The organism is Armatimonas sp., assembly GCF_964826245.1.
The window spans coordinates 1-15,059 of record NZ_CBAYMC010000005.1; the positions used below are offsets into that span (position 1 = coordinate 1).

Annotated in this window: 14 protein-coding genes; 5 read left to right on the plus strand and 9 right to left on the minus strand. The window is 59.2% G+C overall.

Translation table 11 applies throughout. From position 1 onward, the window contains the following. Positions 1 to 42: 42 nt before the first annotated feature. Together nudC and AC1XOS_RS01210 are read left to right on the plus strand one after the other, a co-directional pair. Positions 43 to 864: an NAD(+) diphosphatase gene (nudC, locus tag AC1XOS_RS01205; protein WP_481960389.1), complete on the plus strand. Its 822-nt coding sequence runs from the start codon at positions 43 to 45 to the stop codon at positions 862 to 864. 216 nt (positions 865 to 1,080) lie between these two features. After that, positions 1,081 to 1,515, plus strand: a complete 435-nt coding sequence (locus AC1XOS_RS01210) for a hypothetical protein (protein ID WP_481960390.1) — start codon at positions 1,081 to 1,083, stop codon at positions 1,513 to 1,515. Between the two features lie 3 nt (positions 1,516 to 1,518). On the opposite strand, the gene AC1XOS_RS01215 is transcribed toward AC1XOS_RS01210, so the two are convergent. The 4 genes from AC1XOS_RS01215 to AC1XOS_RS01230 form a co-directional block, all read right to left on the minus strand. Continuing rightward, on the minus strand, positions 1,519 to 2,634 hold the full coding sequence (locus AC1XOS_RS01215) for a DegT/DnrJ/EryC1/StrS family aminotransferase (protein ID WP_481960391.1): 1,116 nt from the start codon (positions 2,632 to 2,634) through the stop codon (positions 1,519 to 1,521). Continuing rightward, positions 2,631 to 3,620: an NAD-dependent epimerase/dehydratase family protein gene (locus tag AC1XOS_RS01220; RefSeq protein WP_481960392.1), complete on the minus strand. Its 990-nt coding sequence runs from the start codon at positions 3,618 to 3,620 to the stop codon at positions 2,631 to 2,633. The genes AC1XOS_RS01215 and AC1XOS_RS01220 overlap by 4 nt, the downstream gene beginning before the upstream one ends. A gap of 9 nt (positions 3,621 to 3,629) precedes the next feature. Then, positions 3,630 to 4,430 (minus strand): glycosyltransferase family 2 protein, encoded by an 801-nt coding sequence (locus AC1XOS_RS01225; RefSeq protein WP_481960393.1) that lies wholly within the window; start codon positions 4,428 to 4,430, stop codon positions 3,630 to 3,632. Between the two features lie 72 nt (positions 4,431 to 4,502). Continuing rightward, a complete protein-coding gene (locus AC1XOS_RS01230) occupies positions 4,503 to 5,873 on the minus strand; it encodes an anaerobic sulfatase maturase (RefSeq protein ID WP_481960394.1) in 1,371 nt (456 codons plus the stop codon). Positions 5,874 to 5,939: 66 nt separating this feature from the next. Between AC1XOS_RS01230 and AC1XOS_RS01235 the strand changes: the two genes are divergently transcribed. Continuing rightward, complete coding sequence (locus AC1XOS_RS01235) at positions 5,940 to 6,389, plus strand: hypothetical protein (protein ID WP_481960395.1); 450 nt, start codon at positions 5,940 to 5,942, stop codon at positions 6,387 to 6,389. A 9-nt stretch (positions 6,390 to 6,398) separates the two neighbouring features. Here AC1XOS_RS01235 and AC1XOS_RS01240 read toward each other — a convergent pair whose 3' ends face one another. The 4 genes from AC1XOS_RS01240 to AC1XOS_RS01255 all read right to left on the minus strand — a co-directional run bounded on the left by AC1XOS_RS01240 (position 6,399) and on the right by AC1XOS_RS01255 (position 11,948). Beyond that, on the minus strand, positions 6,399 to 7,406 hold the full coding sequence (locus AC1XOS_RS01240; protein ID WP_481960396.1) for a phosphatidate cytidylyltransferase: 1,008 nt from the start codon (positions 7,404 to 7,406) through the stop codon (positions 6,399 to 6,401). Next, the gene (locus AC1XOS_RS01245) at positions 7,403 to 8,182 is read right to left on the minus strand and encodes an NTP transferase domain-containing protein (protein WP_481960397.1); all 780 of its coding nucleotides are present in this window, start codon (positions 8,180 to 8,182) and stop codon (positions 7,403 to 7,405) included. The genes AC1XOS_RS01240 and AC1XOS_RS01245 overlap by 4 nt, the downstream gene beginning before the upstream one ends. Next, a complete protein-coding gene (locus AC1XOS_RS01250; protein WP_481960398.1) occupies positions 8,179 to 9,084 on the minus strand; it encodes a diacylglycerol/lipid kinase family protein in 906 nt (301 codons plus the stop codon). The genes AC1XOS_RS01245 and AC1XOS_RS01250 overlap by 4 nt, the downstream gene beginning before the upstream one ends. Positions 9,085 to 9,245: 161 nt before the next feature. Then, entirely contained in the window at positions 9,246 to 11,948 is a 2,703-nt protein-coding gene (locus AC1XOS_RS01255) for an alkaline phosphatase family protein (RefSeq protein ID WP_481960399.1), read from the minus strand. A 206-nt stretch (positions 11,949 to 12,154) separates the two neighbouring features. On the opposite strand from AC1XOS_RS01255, the gene AC1XOS_RS01260 reads away from it, so the two are divergent. Further along, positions 12,155 to 13,552, plus strand: a complete 1,398-nt coding sequence (locus AC1XOS_RS01260) for a hypothetical protein (protein WP_481960400.1) — start codon at positions 12,155 to 12,157, stop codon at positions 13,550 to 13,552. After that, the gene (locus AC1XOS_RS01265) at positions 13,549 to 14,280 is read left to right on the plus strand and encodes a VanW family protein (protein WP_481960401.1); all 732 of its coding nucleotides are present in this window, start codon (positions 13,549 to 13,551) and stop codon (positions 14,278 to 14,280) included. Before AC1XOS_RS01260 ends, AC1XOS_RS01265 begins: the two co-directional genes overlap by 4 nt. On the opposite strand, the gene AC1XOS_RS01270 is transcribed toward AC1XOS_RS01265, so the two are convergent. After that, positions 14,281 to 15,000 carry a PEP-CTERM sorting domain-containing protein gene (locus AC1XOS_RS01270; RefSeq protein ID WP_481960402.1) on the minus strand — a complete coding sequence of 240 codons (720 nt, stop codon included), beginning with the start codon at positions 14,998 to 15,000 and terminating at the stop codon, positions 14,281 to 14,283. Positions 15,001 to 15,059 lie beyond the last annotated feature (59 nt).

Here is a 15,059-nt window from a genome sequence, read left to right on the forward strand (position 1 = left end):
GAGAGGAGTCTGTCTCATAGTGCGATTATGGTACCATGGCCCATGTTTCTTCGCGCCTATCCCGCTGGCAAGCCCGCCGTACTTTCTGCCAGTCTACAGATTCACCTCCCGTTTGTTGCTGAAGGCGAGCTGCTCGTTCACCACGACCGTCATGGAGCGAGCCTCTTGCGTTCTGAGACGCCCGCACCCGAAACTGCCCTCTACATCGGTGACTTAGATGGCGTCCCGTGCCTCGCGTTCTCTCAACCACTCCCCGCCGATGACGATGCCGTAGAGCCGGAGAACGTCAAGCGCCTTGGTCTGCGCTCGCTCTTTGGTCATATGAGTGACGAAGAGATCACGGTCGCAGGGTATGCCTCGCAGCTTATTCGCTGGCACAAAAATGCCCGCTTCTGCCCGGCCTGCGGCGGCCCGACCCACAATGATGATGGCTGGAACCAGAAGTGTATGGCCTGCGGTTTCTCTCACTACCCGCCCGCCACGCCCGCCGTACTGATCCTTGTCCACGATGGCGCGGGCAATATCTTATTGGCCCAGAAAGAAGGCTGGGGGAAGCGCTACTCGATTCTCGCAGGCTTTGTCGAGCCCGGCGAGTCACTGGAAGATTGCTGCCGTCGTGAGACCATCGAAGAAGTGCAGGTCACGGTAGGGGAGTGTACCTACGACGGCAGCCAGACCTGGCCGTTTCCGCATCAGCTCATGGTCGGCTTTATCTGCCGCTACGACTCCGGCACCATCACCCCCGACCCCACCGAGCTCTCTCACGCCGCGTGGTTCCACCACACCAACCTCCCCGAGCTCCCGCCCCCCTACGCCCTCTCTCGCCAGCTCATTGACCGCTGGGTGAAAAACTGTGAAAAATAGCACTGTGGAACAAAAATGCTAAAGCCAATGTATAATGACTGAGTCCATCACGCTGTGCCCTGGGTCCGCCCCCGAAGTTGGAGGCAGTTTACCGGGAGGCATAGCGGCTCTCGACGATGAGTGCGCGGAGCTGATGGGGACAAGGCGCGGCTGGGTATCCCACCGCGCCTTTCTCGTTTTTGTGGGGTACATTGGTGAGGAAGAAGGAGAATTCAAATGAAACGTTTGCCGATTGCGATCTTTGCCGTTGGAATGCTCAGTGGGCTTGTGCTTGCCCCGAGTGCGAGTGCTCAGCTCGATAAGCTTCTCAAAGGTGGAGCGATTGTCGTCGCTATTGACAAGTTTGGTGGGGACATCAATAATTTTGTGGATAGGTTGGTCGGAAATCCTCCTAAGTCTGCTGAGACCCGTGTAGTGCCAATCCTTTCGATTGGTAAGGGAACCTACGCAGGTGCGGCGCAGATCACGGGGCCGAAAGCGCAGGTGGATAAAGTGCGTGCTATCGCCCAGATCGAAGGGGATGCTCGGCTTGGTCTTCAGATTCGGGTGAAGGGGCTGATCCCGGTCGAGAGCCGTGAGGTGAAGAACTTAGACTCCCTCAAGCGTGTCGCGGGGGTGGGAGTCACGGGCTTGATAGACGCCAAGCTGTAGTGTTTAGAAAAACGCGGTAACCTGCTCGGCGATGTAGGCAATTTGTTCATCGGTGAGCTCGGGGTAAAGGGGCAGAGAGAGAATTCTCTCTGCCTCTGCGTCTGCGATGGGGCAGGTATCCTGTTGGCCTAGGTGCGCCAAGGCAGGCTGACGGTTCTGGGGAATAGGGTAGTGAATCTGAGTCCCGACTCCCCGCTCGGTTAAGTGTTGGCGCAGGGCATTGCGCTTCTCGGGGGTGGTGCGAACCACGTAGAGATGCCAGGTATTGTGGCTATAGTCCGTCTCTACTGGCAGCTCGACTCCCCGAAGAAGCTGGCGATAGAGCGTGGCTAGCTCCCGGCGACGTGCCAGGGATACGTCTAAGTGTCGCAGTTTCACCCGCAGGATCGCCGCCTGGATTTCGTCGAGGCGTGAGTTCACGCCTTCAGACAAGTGCTCGTAGCGCTGCGTCCCCTCGCCGTAGTTGCGCAGGCTCCGAACCATTGCTGCAAGTGCGGGATCGCCCGTTGCCACTGCTCCCCCATCGCCGTAGGCCCCCAGGTTCTTGGTGGGATAGAAACTAAAAGTCGCGATTTTCCCGAGGGTGCCCGTGAGCTGACCCCGCCAGCGTGTCCCGTGGCTCTGGGCACAGTCTTCTAAGATCGGGATACCGCACTCCAGTAATGGCCCGAGATCCACTGCCTGGCCGTAGAGGTGCACCGGGACAATCGCCTTGGTCTTTGGGCCGATCTTTGCCAGCGCCTTCTGTGGATCGAGGCAGAGCGTGTCGGCTTGAACATCCGCAAAGACCGGAATCGCGCCGATCTGTCGGATGGCTGCCGCGGTCGGAAAGGCTGTCATGGGCGTCGTGATCACTTCGTCGCCCTGGCCGACGCCCAGCGCCCGGAGCGCCAGCGCAATCGCGTCGGTGCCATTTGCAACCCCTATAACACTGGCTCCTCCCCCGCCCCCGATAACGGGGGAGCCAATGTTGAGCCACGCCCCGAACTCTTGCTCAAAAGCCTTGCCCTGCTCGCCCAGCACAAACCAGCCCGCCTCTAAAACACTCTGAAGGGCGGCATCTAGCTCGGGCTTGAGTGCGGCATACTGGCTCTTGAACTCTGCAAAAGGAATCGTCATAGCGCTCCCCAATAGTGCTGCCGGTTTACTCGGTAAAACTCGACCATACGCTCAAGTCCTGTGGTGAGATCCACACGCGGGAGCCACTGGGTTGTACTGCTGAAGCGCGAGAAGTCCGCGTAGTAGTCTCCGATATCAATGCGCTTTTTTTCCTCAGGCCAGGGAATGTAGCGGAGGGTGAGTCTTGGGCAGATCGTTTGAAGTGTCTCCGCAACCTGGCGCAGGGTGACGACTTCAAAGTGGCCTAGATTAAACGCAAGGCCAAAGCACTCAGGGGTCGAGGCGGCCCGCAGCAGTGCCTCCACGACATCGCTGACCTCGTTCATGTCCCGGCGCTGCTCACCATCTCCGTAGAGAGTGATCTCGCCGCCCTCCAGCGCCGCTCGTACAAACGTGGTGATAAAGCCCTGTGTGCTGCCTTTGGTGAGGAGCATCCGAGGGCCGTAAGTATTGGTAAGGCGCAGGGAGACTGTCTTGATCCCGTAGACATCATGGTAGAGCAGGTGGTACATCTCGCCTGCGACATTGTTGACCCCATTGACATCCACCGGACGGATCGGGTGGTTCTCGGAGACCGGTAGATCGAGAGGCTTGCCATAGATCTGGCGGGTGCTGGTGTAGACCACAATAGCCCCTGGGTTCTCATGGCGCACCAGCTCCATCAAGATCATCTGGCTGCGGCAGTTGATCTGAAGGTCCGTCTCGGGATCGCTCATGGAGTCCAAGTGGCTGACTTGGCCCGCGAGATTGAAGATCACATCACGGTGGCGCACAAGGGAGCGCATCGCCTGATCGCGCATGTCTGCCTCGGTGACCGTGACTTTATGCTCGATCCCCACGAGGTTATGGTAGTTTCCTCCATGACCTGGAATGAGCGAGTCTACGATATGGACACTTGCGCCTAGTGCTACAAGTCGGTGAGCGAGGTTACTCCCGATAAATCCCAGCCCTCCCGTGATAAGGCAGTCTTTTCCGGCAAAGTCCATCACCAAAACCTACTTTCGCAGCCCTAGAGCACGCAGAACGCGCCCTCCTGTGCGCCAGAGAATCAGCTTGCGCCAGAGAGCGAGGAGCTTTCCTAGTGACGCAATAATTTTTCTAGGCTTGAAGAACTGAGACGTCCCCGAGACACGTGGGTAGTGGTGCACACCCGCTTCCATGATCTTCATTTTGGAGTTCTTCATCTCAAAGACCAGCTCCGGGCAGATGGAGCCGCTATTGGAGGTGAGGGTCAGCGAGTCGAGAACCTCGCGCCGCATCAGACGGAAATCGCAGTCCGTATCGCGGATGGGCAGTCCAAAGAGAAGCTTCGCGCTCCAGTGGTAGCTACGGCCCACCACGACCCGCACCCAGTTATCGCCGCGCTTGAGCTTGTAGCCATTTACCATACCAACCCCTTCGACCATCTGAGGAAGGAGGACTACCAGCTCCGTCGGATCGTACTGACCGTCGCCATCGGTGTAGAAAACATAGGTCTTGCGGGCCGCTGCAAAGCCGCTACGAAGTGCCGCCCCATAGCCTCCGTTTTTTTCATGGGTGACCACACGCAAAAACGGGTATTTTTGCTGACGGTCCGCGAGCACGGCGGCAGTCTGGTCGGGGCTGCCATCATTGACCACGATAATCTCGTAGTCGCGGGCCACACGTGCCAAGATCTTCGCCGACCAGTCCACAAGTGAGCCTATCGTGTGGGCATCGTTGTAGGCAGGAAACATCACGCTCAGGCTCTCTCCCTCAGAAAGCTGAGGCAGAATGTCTCGTGTGACCCTATCCTGCGCCACCGTTTCCCAGGGCATGGGAGTTTGTTCGGGGAGGGGGGCGACGGATAGTTTTAAGGGGGGATCAGGAGCGTGCATGGCTTAGGAACGTTAGTGTCGCAGACAACATACCTTAAATTTCTTTCCGCTGCCGCAGGGGCAAGGATCGTTGCGGCCCGGTGCTTTTTTGGTTGCCGCCGCTGCTGTCTCTTTTTGCAGGAGCAGTGCCATGAGCTCGGCAGGGGCACGGCCTGCATGAAGAAGCCTGGTCATCGTTTTCATGTAGGGGTCTACATGGTGGAAAAACTTTAAGTATCCGGCGCAGAGATAGTTAAGGCCCCACTCTCCATCCGGGGCTTTGAGAAAGCGATGCTTGGGGCACTCACCGTGGCAGGCAAAGCGTACATCGCACTCTTGGCAGTACTTAGGAAGTGTGTCGCGCTTGTCGTTGCCGAACTTACGCATCGTCTCACTATTGACCAGCTCGCTAAGGGGCGTGTCTTTTAGGTTTCCCAGTTTGTAGTCGGGGTAAACATAGTGATCGCAGGCATAGAGATCCCCGTTGTGCTCCAGCGCCAGTGCCGCGCCACAGGTCTCGGAGAAGACGCACAGGCTGGGGCCTGCGCCAGCCCAGTTGCCCAGGGCCACATCGAACATCTGGACAAATGTCCGGCCAATATCACGCCGCACCCACTCATCAAAGATGGCGATGAGAAACTTACCATAGTCTTCTGAGCGTACAGACCAATCGGTGACGGGCGAGCGCGGCTGTCCAGGCTGTGCAGGGGTGGCTAGCGAGAGCTGGATCAGGCCATCTTGTGTCTCAATCGGGGCGATGGGGTTGCGCTCCACCAGCGGAATGAACTGAATGTAGCCCGAGCCCACTTCTCGCAGAAACTTATAGACCGCCAGCGGCTCCTGGGAGTTCTTGCGATTGACCACGGTGAGCGTGTTGAACTCAACGGCATGTTTCTTCAAGACCGCCATCCCCGCCATCACGCGCTCAAAAGTCGGGCGGCCTTGCTTATCTACTCTATAGGCATCGTGCAGATGCGCCGGGCCATCCACCGAGAGCCCAATGAGAAAGTTATTCTTGGAAAGAAACTCGCCCCACGCATCGTCGAGAAGCGTCCCGTTGGTCTGGAAGGCATTGTGGATCGTCTTACCATTGGCGTATTTCTTCTGGAGCGCCACGACGCGCTCAAAAAAACGCACCCCCAGAAGTGTCGGCTCCCCTCCCTGCCAGGCGAAGTTAATCTCTGGGACACTCTGGCTCTCGATGTACTGTTGGATATAGCTCTCTAAAATCTCTGGGGGCATCTCCCAGGAGGGCCGCTGCTTGCGCTCACTTTGGTAGAGATCCTCTTTTTCCAGATAAAAGCAGTAGCGACAGTCCAGGTTACAGATCGGCCCAATAGGCTTGGTCATCACATGAAATGCGGGGAGCTGTCCTACTCCGGTCAGCAAGGGGGTCGAGGGCATACGTCATTATACGCTAAAGCCTCCTAGAATCTGAGGCATAAAAAAACTCTCAGGTATGATAGGGCTATGCAAAAAGTACTCAAGACCCTTCCTCGCCTCTGCCTTGTAGGGCTGGGATTTATTTTTTCAGGCTGTGGCAAGCAGGATGAAGTGATCGATATCCCGAACACCAACCAGCCTGCTCCACGCTCAGCTTCACGGGATTTACAGGCAAAACTTAATCTGACGGAAGACCAGAAAAGCAAGCTTCAAGAGATCCGTCGTAAGTACACTCTTGAGGCAGTGGCTATTGAAAAAAAGTACGTGGAGCTGACCAAGCCGTATCAAGCCGAGGCGATGGCTAGTGGGCGTGGGGGAAAATCGATGGATCCAAAGACCAAGGCTGCCCTCGATGCGATTGTGGCGAAGAAAAACGGGGAGCTAGAGCCCCTGAAAGCGAAGCAAAAAGAAGAAGAGCAGGCCATTTATACACCCGAACAAAAAAAGATCCTCGAAGAGTTTGCTGCGAAAAAGTAGCCTCAAGCTCTAGGTGACAATGAGGGCGAGGTAGTAGTAGGCGATGGGGGCAGTGAAGAGGAGCGAGTCGAAGCGATCCAATAAGCCGCCGTGGCCGGGCATGATTCCCCCGAAGTCTTTAATACCTAGATCGCGTTTGAGGGCGGACTCGCACAGATCACCGACCTGGCCGAGGGCACCTAGAATCGGGCCGAGAATCAGGCAGTGGTACCACGGCAGGTGCGCCCAGGCTCCCCAGAGAAGCGATGTGAGGGTTGCGGTGACCAGCCCCCCGATGGCCCCGACCACGGTCTTATTGGGCGAGAGTGAGGGCGCGAGCTTGCGGCTATTTTTTCCGAAGCGTACCCCAAAGGCATAGGCTCCGGTGTCGGTCATCCAGGTGACGGCGATCACGTAAAGTGTCAGCCACGCGCCATGGCTGACCGAGGGGCCATCGCCCCAGGGGAGAGGAATGGCGATACTCTGACCCGGTAGCAGGGAGCGCAGGAAGACCAGGTACGAGACAAGCCACCCGACATAGGCCACGCCAAAGAGAGTCACCCCGAGGTTCGCCACCGGCTCCGACTCACGCCGTAGGACCTGATTGATCAGAGTGGCAATCGTCAAAACGACCAGCATCACGGGCAGGAAGTTGACAAGCTGACCTCGGCTCACGTTCCAAGCGGCGAACTGCAAGACCACCACCCCGATATAGGAGAGCTGCTCGTTAGGTCGGAAGCCACGGTGCTTGAGCGCCTTAAAGTACTCACTGGCACAGATCAGGGCAATGAGTGCCACCGCGAGGGTGAAGACAATCCCCGGAAAGCGGTCTGGCCAGACCTCCACAAAGATCAGCGCCAGGATGAGCGGGATTCCCACAAACGCCGAGACAAGGCGCTTGGGCAGCCCCGGTGGCATGGCATCGCGGACGGCCTTGGCACGCTCCTGTGCCTCATGGGCGTACTCACGCCCCAGAGCGGCGGCGCGCTCCTGGGCCTCACGCATCCGCTCTTGGGCATCGCGAAACGGATCGCTCATGGGCGCCCCAACCCTTTCAAGTAGAGCCACTCTTCATGGGTGTCTAGGTCACACGCCAGATGTGGGTGGGCATCGGGAAGGGCGCGGCAGCGGCAGCCGGTGAGCGCGGTGGCGCGGGCTTCGGCGGCAGCGATGGTAAGGCCACCGGTGGCGAACTTCAGAGCGAAGCTTAAACCAAGTAGCTGCGCCATCTGCCACTGGCTCTTGCGAGCGTTGAAGACTTTCTCAATTAGGCCACGGTTGCGCTGAACTGCCGCAGGGCGCATCAAAAAGACCGAGCCGCCCGTTAATTCCCCGTCGCGCAGCTTTGTCCAGGCTCCGGGAGTGCCAGGAAAGCGCGCCTCATAGCGCTGGCGGTCCGTGATGGGGAAGACAATGTCAGCGTCTTCGGGGGCGTTTTCCACGAGCCAGCGCACCGACTCGGCGCAAAGATACGGCAGATCCGAGGCGGCAAAGAGCGCAAAACCCCCAACATTGGCTCCCCCAATCTTGGGGGCGGGGGGGGCGGAGCCAATGTATTCTAGGCCACGTATCAGGTTCTCGATCCCGCTATCTCCTTCCGGGATCAGGCAAGCGGCCCCGACGTGTGGCTTTAGCGCATCGGGGCCAACCACCACCGTATCGCCGATCACACCCGAGCCGGAGAGCGCCTCCAGCACACGCCAAAGCATCGGGGTACCTTCATGGAGCGCCACCAGGGCCTTGACACTCTGGCCCGTGGCCTCCGCCAGCGCTCCCTCAAGCCGTCCCCCCGCTGTCACGACCGCAGGAATCACCGTATCAGCACCTTGAGCTCTCGGGGACGGACTTCGATATTCATCGGGGTGAGGCCGCGCACCTCGCCGTCAATGTTGAGTGGCTGCGGCGGAATGGTGCCCACTTTGAGCTTGCGCACTTGCAGCATCTCGACGGCAGGATGGTCCAGGTGCTTGCCGGACGCCACGAGCTGAATCACGGGAAGGAGCTTGAACTTGGACATCTCCTTGATGATCATCACGTCCAGACGGCCATCGTCTACCTCGGCATGAGGAGCCGCTTCCATTCCCGCGGCGTAGACCTTGCCATTGAGCACCGAGACCATAAAGGCCCGCATCTGACGCTTCTCGCTATCATCCGCCTCAATCGTGAGCGCGAAAGGCTTGTACTTGACGAGTGTCTTTAAAATAGCCAGACGGAAGGCAAGCTGACCACTGGCGAACTTAATCCCGGTGTTCATCGTGTGCATCACAGCCGCATCAAAGCCCGTTCCCGCATTGTTAATAAACGGAGTGCCATTGATCAGCCCGACATCAATGCGCGTCGTCACGCCCCCTAAAATTGTCGCACAGGCTTCGCGGGTCTCCAAAACGAGCTTTAGGTTGCGGGCCATGTCGTTGCCCGTACCGGCGGGGATAATCCCTAGAGTTGCTTCGTGAGGCGCATCACCATCGTTCTTAGCCTGCAAGATTCCCCGCATCACATCGCCGACAGTCCCATCACCGCCGAAAGCGACCACCAGCTCATGTTTTTTTGCCGCCGCGCGTGCCAGCTCCGTGGCGTGTCCGGGACGCTGTGTGGGAAGCCACTCGAACGCTGGCCCCAGGTACGCTTGCGCCTCTTCTTTGCGCTTGCCTGCCTTGCCCCGCCCGGCAGTCGGGTTGAAGATCACCAGACCACCCTCGCTGACCATATGTTCCATGAGCCGATTGTAACGCACGAACCCTATACAGGCAATGGGAGAAAAGTCCTGCCTGAGCTTTTAACGCTGTCGTAGCGCATGTCTGCAAGGATCTTTTCCTATGAATAGCTTTTTCTTTTTGGGGAGCCCCCAGAAATCTCTTACCATAAGGTAGCGGGGCACTAGTCGTCTCCGTCGCCACTTGTGGGCGCTTGATACAGCGCACTCGGGAACCGAACCCTGGGCTTTTGTGCGCTCCAGATTGCCCGTGCGACGGTCTCGGCATCGGCCTTGTCCACATCGTCCCAGTTGAGCTTCTCGCAGGCCTCGGCGAGGCGGCGTGCCTCGCCAGAGAGTGCCGTCTTTGTGACATTGAGCTCGTCTATCGGGATACGATTGGGCACGGAGGAAAATGGGGCGAGGTTTGGAGTGCTGGTGAAGCAGCTTGTGAGCGGGGTCGCAGTGCGGTCGAAGCGGTTCATTGCGGGGAAGCCCAGCGCGAGGCCGATGGTGCGGATAAAGCTGGTGTGGTTGAAGAGGGTGCTATTGACACTGCCGCGCCGGGTGTAGGGAGAGATGCAGAGCGCGACGGTTCGGTGCCCGTCCACATGGTCCACCCCAAACTGTGAGTCGTCCTCGATTACCAGGATCAGGGTCTCTTTCCAGAACTTCGACTTGCTGATGCGCTCGACAATCCGGCCCAGCGCCAGATCGTTGTCGGCGACCGTGGCGCGGGGTGTCGGGCCACCGGCGCGGGTGCCTGCGGTGTGGTCGTTGGGCAAGAGTAGGATCGAGAGATGGGGCATCTTGCCAGATTTCTCAAAGCTGTCTATATCCGCGACATACTGGTCGGCGCGCCACTGGTCGGAGACCGTCGAGGGAAAGCCGATGTAGGTGGGATGGAGCAGGGGGCGCAGCGCGGCGTTGTCGGTGCCGGGCTTGATGGCGTAGCGCTTGCCATTATTTTGCTTGTAGTCGTCCCAGAGTGTCTTCCAACTGGGGCGCACGGCCTTGCCTGTCTCGGTGTCGGTGATCACGGGCTTGTTGACAAACTCCCCGTAGACCCGCACCGATTTTTTCTTCGCGAGCGCTGCTGTCCAGAGAAAGCCTGTCGGGGAGCCTGAGAGCGCATCGCCGCCGTCGTAGGGATAGGAGCGTGCATGAGCGGCATAGTTCTGCTCCATGTAGCCATTGGCCACGCCTGAGACGCTCCACTGGTGCCCATCGGCAGAGTTCGTCCCGCTGGTGTAGGTGTTATCGAGCAGGACAAACTGCCGGGCGAGCGCGTGGTGGTTGGGGGTCACTTCCTCCGGAAAGAGTGCTAGCTTGGGATCTCCGTTGCCCTCTTTCATGTCCCCAAAGACATAGTCGTAGGTCTGGTTCTCCTTGATGATGTAGACCACGTGCTTAAACACCGAAGGCTCCCCCACTCGCTCGGGAATCGGCATAGGCGCGACCCCACGGCGGGCAGGCTTTTCCGCCATTCCCCAGCGGTTGTTCTGCGCCACGACACTTGGCGCGGCGATTGCCGGTGGCGTGAACTGAACGAGTCCCATCGTCCCATGAACCCCATAGGCCGGCGACGGACCTGTGCGCTGTGCGCGGCTCCCGTAGCCCTTGCTACTTGCCACCACCAACCCTCCTCCCCCTGCCCCTCCTCCCAACCCTGCGGAGGCAGGTTGGGCAGAGGGGAGCTTATCTTCCGAGTTGCTGAAGTCACGAGACTCCTCTCTCTCCCTTCCTCCCAGGGTTGGGAGGAGGGGCAGGGGGCGGAGGGCAATGGGGTACCAGCCAGTCGGGGTGTAGCCGAGAATCTTGCCCGTGGCCAGCTCGACATGCGCGATGGCATTGGCACCGCCGCAGGCCACATAGGCGATCTTCTCATCGGCACTGAGTGCGACTGCGGTGGGAATCTGGCCAAAGCCGGGGTCTTGCTCTGGGGCCAGAACAAAGGCGCGAGTCACTGTTGCACCCGCAACGTCCAGAACTTGCAATGTGTCATCGTCGCTGCTGGCCACGTAGAGCGTCTTGCTGTCTCTGGTAAACGCCAGGCCGCTCGGCTGCCGCCCCGCCTCCACTTTTCGCACGGTCAGGCTCGCCGTGTCCACCAGCGTCACGCTGCCGCTCTTGGCCGCATCGGTTTTTGTGTCGATTCGAATCGCGGTGCCTGCCGAGTCCGCGCTGGCCTCGCCTTTTTGTGCCACGCGCCCGCCCCGGCACGAGACGGCCAGTGTCTTGCCATTGGGGGAGAGGCGCAGGTGATACGGAGCCGCATCCACCAGAACCGTGCGCTCAGTCTTGCCATCGCTCAGCCGCACTACGACGACTACATTGCGAATCCCCATCCCGACATAGAGTCGCGTGCCATCGGGCGAGATGGCAAGACCCGTGAGCTGGGGATCGCCGGTTGCGCGGCCACGCCCTTGGGTTCCCGCCGCAACATCCGGGTCACCCAGCGCCCCCACCGAGTCAATCGTGAGCTCTTTTTCTTTTTTCCAGCCTGTCTCGCTCTTGCTGATTTTTGCGACTTTGCCGCCTGCCAGTGTTGCGTAGAGCGCCTCACCACTCGGCTCCCAGACAATCCCCAGCGGCCCCGCCTCGATTCCGGCCACGCTCGCGACGGCTTCACCTGCGGCACTGTAGATCGCCACTTGGCTCTGCGCCAGTACCGCCACGAGTGCGCCATCGGGAGAGACTGCCACATCCTTGGGCCGCGATGCCCTCAGTGTCTGGAGTTTCCCTACGGGTGTTACCCGCTGGTTCGACGACACTAAAGTCGAGCCGCCGGCCTGCTCACCAATCTGCTCCGCATTCCCTTGTGTCAGCCCCAGCGTCACGGCTCCTAGGCCAAGCACCAGCGCCAATCCCATACTCTTTGTCTTCATGCCGACAGGATACCAAAAATCACAGCAGAGTTTATGAAGACTTGTATAACGGATACTAGTTAAACCAAAACTCTTGTGGTTCCGGCAGCTTTAGCAGACGGTATACTATCCCCATGTTCCGAAGCACCGCCGCTATATTGTTCCTGCTAGCTCTCAACGCTCCTCAACCCTCCTTCGTAGAGGGAGGGTGGCGAGGAACGAGCCGGGTGGGTTCAGACAGATCCGACGAAGCATGGGTTTCTCGAACGGTGGATGGGACGCTCACGTACCGCGCCGATGAGAAAGGCAACCGGATTCCCGACTTCTCTCGGGTGGGCTACAAAGACGGAGATGCGCCGATTCCCGAACTACCCGTCACGCGAGTTGTGGAGCCGCTTGCGGATAAAGCGGCATTTGCGGATGCGATTGTCCAGAAGGCGCTGGACGAAACAAAAAGCGGCGCGGTGCTGCTCAAGCGGGGAACCTACCGGTTTGCCGGAGGCATTTTTCTGCGAAATCCTGGCGTGGTGCTACGCGGCGAGGGCGAAGGCGCGGACGGCACGGTGTTGGTCGCAACCCAAAAAAAGCAGCACACGCTGATTGTCGTGGGCGGTGAGGGGCAAGCACAAGCTGAGAAAGACTCACGGCAAGAGATCACCGATGACTACGTGCCCTGTGGCGCGGACACGCTCACGGTTGCGGATGCCAGCGGCTTTAAGGTGGGCGATGAGGTGATCGTCCGGCGGGCGAGCACGGCCAAGTGGATCTCGGTGCTTGGGATGGATAAGATTCCCCCCCGCAGCGACGGCACGGCGATTCAGCAGTGGGCTCCGGGCAGTAAAGACCTAGCCTTTGAGCGACGTATTACGGCTATCTCGGGCAAGACACTCACGCTGGATGCGCCCGTGACCAATGCGCTGGAGCGCGAGTTTGGGCCGCACACGGTGAGCAAGCTACGCTTTCCCCAGCGCATCGAGGAGATCGGGGTGGAGAACCTGCGCTGCGTCTCCGAGTTTGCGTCGCCCTACGACGAAGATCATGGCTGGAGTGCGATTGCCTTTCGGGCGGCGCGTAACGGCTGGGTGCGCCATATCACGGCGGAGCACTTTGGCTTTGCGTGTGTCGCGATCGGCCGGAGCGCGAGAAATATCACGGTCGAGGACTCCATGTGCCTTGATCCCATCTCCAAGATCGAAGGGGGCAGGCGCTACCCGTTCCAGATCACGGGCCAGCGCAACTTAGTCCAGCGCTGCAAGGCTCGCAATGGCCGTCATGACTTTGCCCTCGACTCGTCGGTTCCTGGCCCCAATGTCTTCTCCGACTGCACCGCCACCCAGAGCCACGCCGACAGTGGGCCACACCATCGCTGGAGTTGTGGCGTGCTCTACGACAACGTAACGATTACTGCTGCCAAGGGTGCTAAGGGAGTGGGGATCAATATTCGCAACCGGGGAAATCTTGGCACAGGCCACGGCTGGACGGGGGCGTACCAAGTGATCTGGAACTCGACTGCCCCCGAGATGATCGTCCAGAACCCGCCCACGGCGCGTAACTGGATCGTCACCGAGACGGCGATTCCCAGCCTCTACAAAGCCCAGTGTGCCCAGAGGCAGGCAAAGCCGTGAAAGCCGCGCTTGGGCTCTTGGGGCTGGCCGTGATGGGCGGCTTCGTGTGGGTCAATGTGCGGGTGACACCGCGTGTGAGCGAAGTGCGTCTGGCGGGCTACACGACGAGCCTCAAGGGGCGCAAGAAGGCGCAGATTCGTAATGCAACTCTCGCGGCGCGCGCGCTGGAGGGGCAGGTGATCAAGGCGGGGAAGGTGTTTTCCTACAACGCGGTTGTCTCTGCGACGGACAACGATACGGGCTATGTCCCCGCTCCCGTCTCCGTGGAGGGAACCATGGTGCCCGCACTGGGCGGTGGTGTCTGCCAGACCTCCACGACGCTCTATAACGCGGCGCTCCTGGCGGGGCTGGAGGTTCTAGAGCGCCATCCTCACACGATCGCTCCCAAGTACGTCCCGCCGGGCAGAGACGCTGCCGTCGCCTGGCCGGGAGTGGATCTGCGGCTACGCAATCCCTACCCGTTTCCCGTGCGCTTGAGCGCCAAAGTGGTGGGGGAGCGCCTGAGTGTCGAGGTGGTAGGCGAGAGGGGGAGGGCAAGCGAGATCGTGCTGGAGACCCGTGTTCTCTCCATCCAGGAGCCCGCACGACGGAGTGTGGTGGGGCGCAGGCGAAGTAGCGCGGGGGTCTCGGGGATTCGGGTTGCCACCTACCGAACGAAAAATGGCAACCGCGAGCGCCTCTCAGACGACACTTACGCCACCCTCGACGAAGTCATCCCGGACAACTAGCTAGGCAGCCCTGCGCCGGCGAGCAAGGGCAAGACCACCCAGCATAGCTAGCACGAGAGTGGCAGGCTCTGGGATATTGTTCTTGGGAGGAGGAAGCGGGTCCGATCCAAAGTTGCCGGTGGCAGTGGTGGTGAAGGGGGCTAGATAGCCGTTTCCTCCATTTGCAATATCAGGAGCAATACTCGTGAAAGAGATTGCGAAGTTTTTATTGACGAGAGGCTGGGAGAAATCCAAGTAATCCGAGTCGAACGTTACGATGTTGTTGCTGGTGGAACTCTCAGTGCCGGTTAGTCTAGCGGTCTGCCCGCCTACACGTGCCACAAGATTACCCGTAGTCAGAGACACGCGAAGCAGATCGCCGGAGTCTGGAGCCGCACTGGTGGACGTGAAGCGCAGCTCGATATCTTTCATGGGCTGGACGAGAAAGCTGGTGCTGGAGAAGGCATTGCCCGCGCTCACCGCTGACATGGTCATGGTTGCTTCAATATCCTCGCCGACGGCGGCACCAAGTCCATTGATTGTCTGGAACTGGAAGCTCACAGGGATGGCACTTGCCAGGCCCAGAGTCGCACCACTGCTAGTAGAAGAGTACGTGAAGGCAGGAGTCTGAAACGCCTGAGTAAATGTGGCAAACAGCTCTTGAGCCTGAGCAGGCACGGCACACAGGGTCAAACCTAGCGTGCCGACAGATAACAGTACTTTGGTATATTTGAAGTTCATTTTGTTTTCAGCTGTCCACGATAGACCCCTTTTGATAATCTTACATTTTATACCCTAAT

Bases quoted from the DNA above. Each gene is read 5' to 3' on its own strand.
- nudC (WP_481960389.1), top strand. From the start codon at position 43: ATGTTTCTTCGCGCCTATCCCGCTGGCAAGCCCGCCGTACTTTCTGCC.
- AC1XOS_RS01210 (WP_481960390.1), top strand. From the start codon at position 1,081: ATGAAACGTTTGCCGATTGCGATCTTTGCCGTTGGAATGCTCAGTGGG.
- AC1XOS_RS01215 (WP_481960391.1), bottom strand. From the start codon at position 2,634: ATGACGATTCCTTTTGCAGAGTTCAAGAGCCAGTATGCCGCACTCAAG.
- AC1XOS_RS01220 (WP_481960392.1), bottom strand. From the start codon at position 3,620: ATGGACTTTGCCGGAAAAGACTGCCTTATCACGGGAGGGCTGGGATTT.
- AC1XOS_RS01225 (WP_481960393.1), bottom strand. From the start codon at position 4,430: ATGCCCTGGGAAACGGTGGCGCAGGATAGGGTCACACGAGACATTCTG.
- AC1XOS_RS01230 (WP_481960394.1), bottom strand. From the start codon at position 5,873: ATGCCCTCGACCCCCTTGCTGACCGGAGTAGGACAGCTCCCCGCATTT.
- AC1XOS_RS01235 (WP_481960395.1), top strand. From the start codon at position 5,940: ATGCAAAAAGTACTCAAGACCCTTCCTCGCCTCTGCCTTGTAGGGCTG.
- AC1XOS_RS01240 (WP_481960396.1), bottom strand. From the start codon at position 7,406: ATGAGCGATCCGTTTCGCGATGCCCAAGAGCGGATGCGTGAGGCCCAG.
- AC1XOS_RS01250 (WP_481960398.1), bottom strand. From the start codon at position 9,084: ATGGAACATATGGTCAGCGAGGGTGGTCTGGTGATCTTCAACCCGACT.
- AC1XOS_RS01255 (WP_481960399.1), bottom strand. From the start codon at position 11,948: ATGAAGACAAAGAGTATGGGATTGGCGCTGGTGCTTGGCCTAGGAGCC.
- AC1XOS_RS01270 (WP_481960402.1), bottom strand. From the start codon at position 15,000: ATGAACTTCAAATATACCAAAGTACTGTTATCTGTCGGCACGCTAGGT.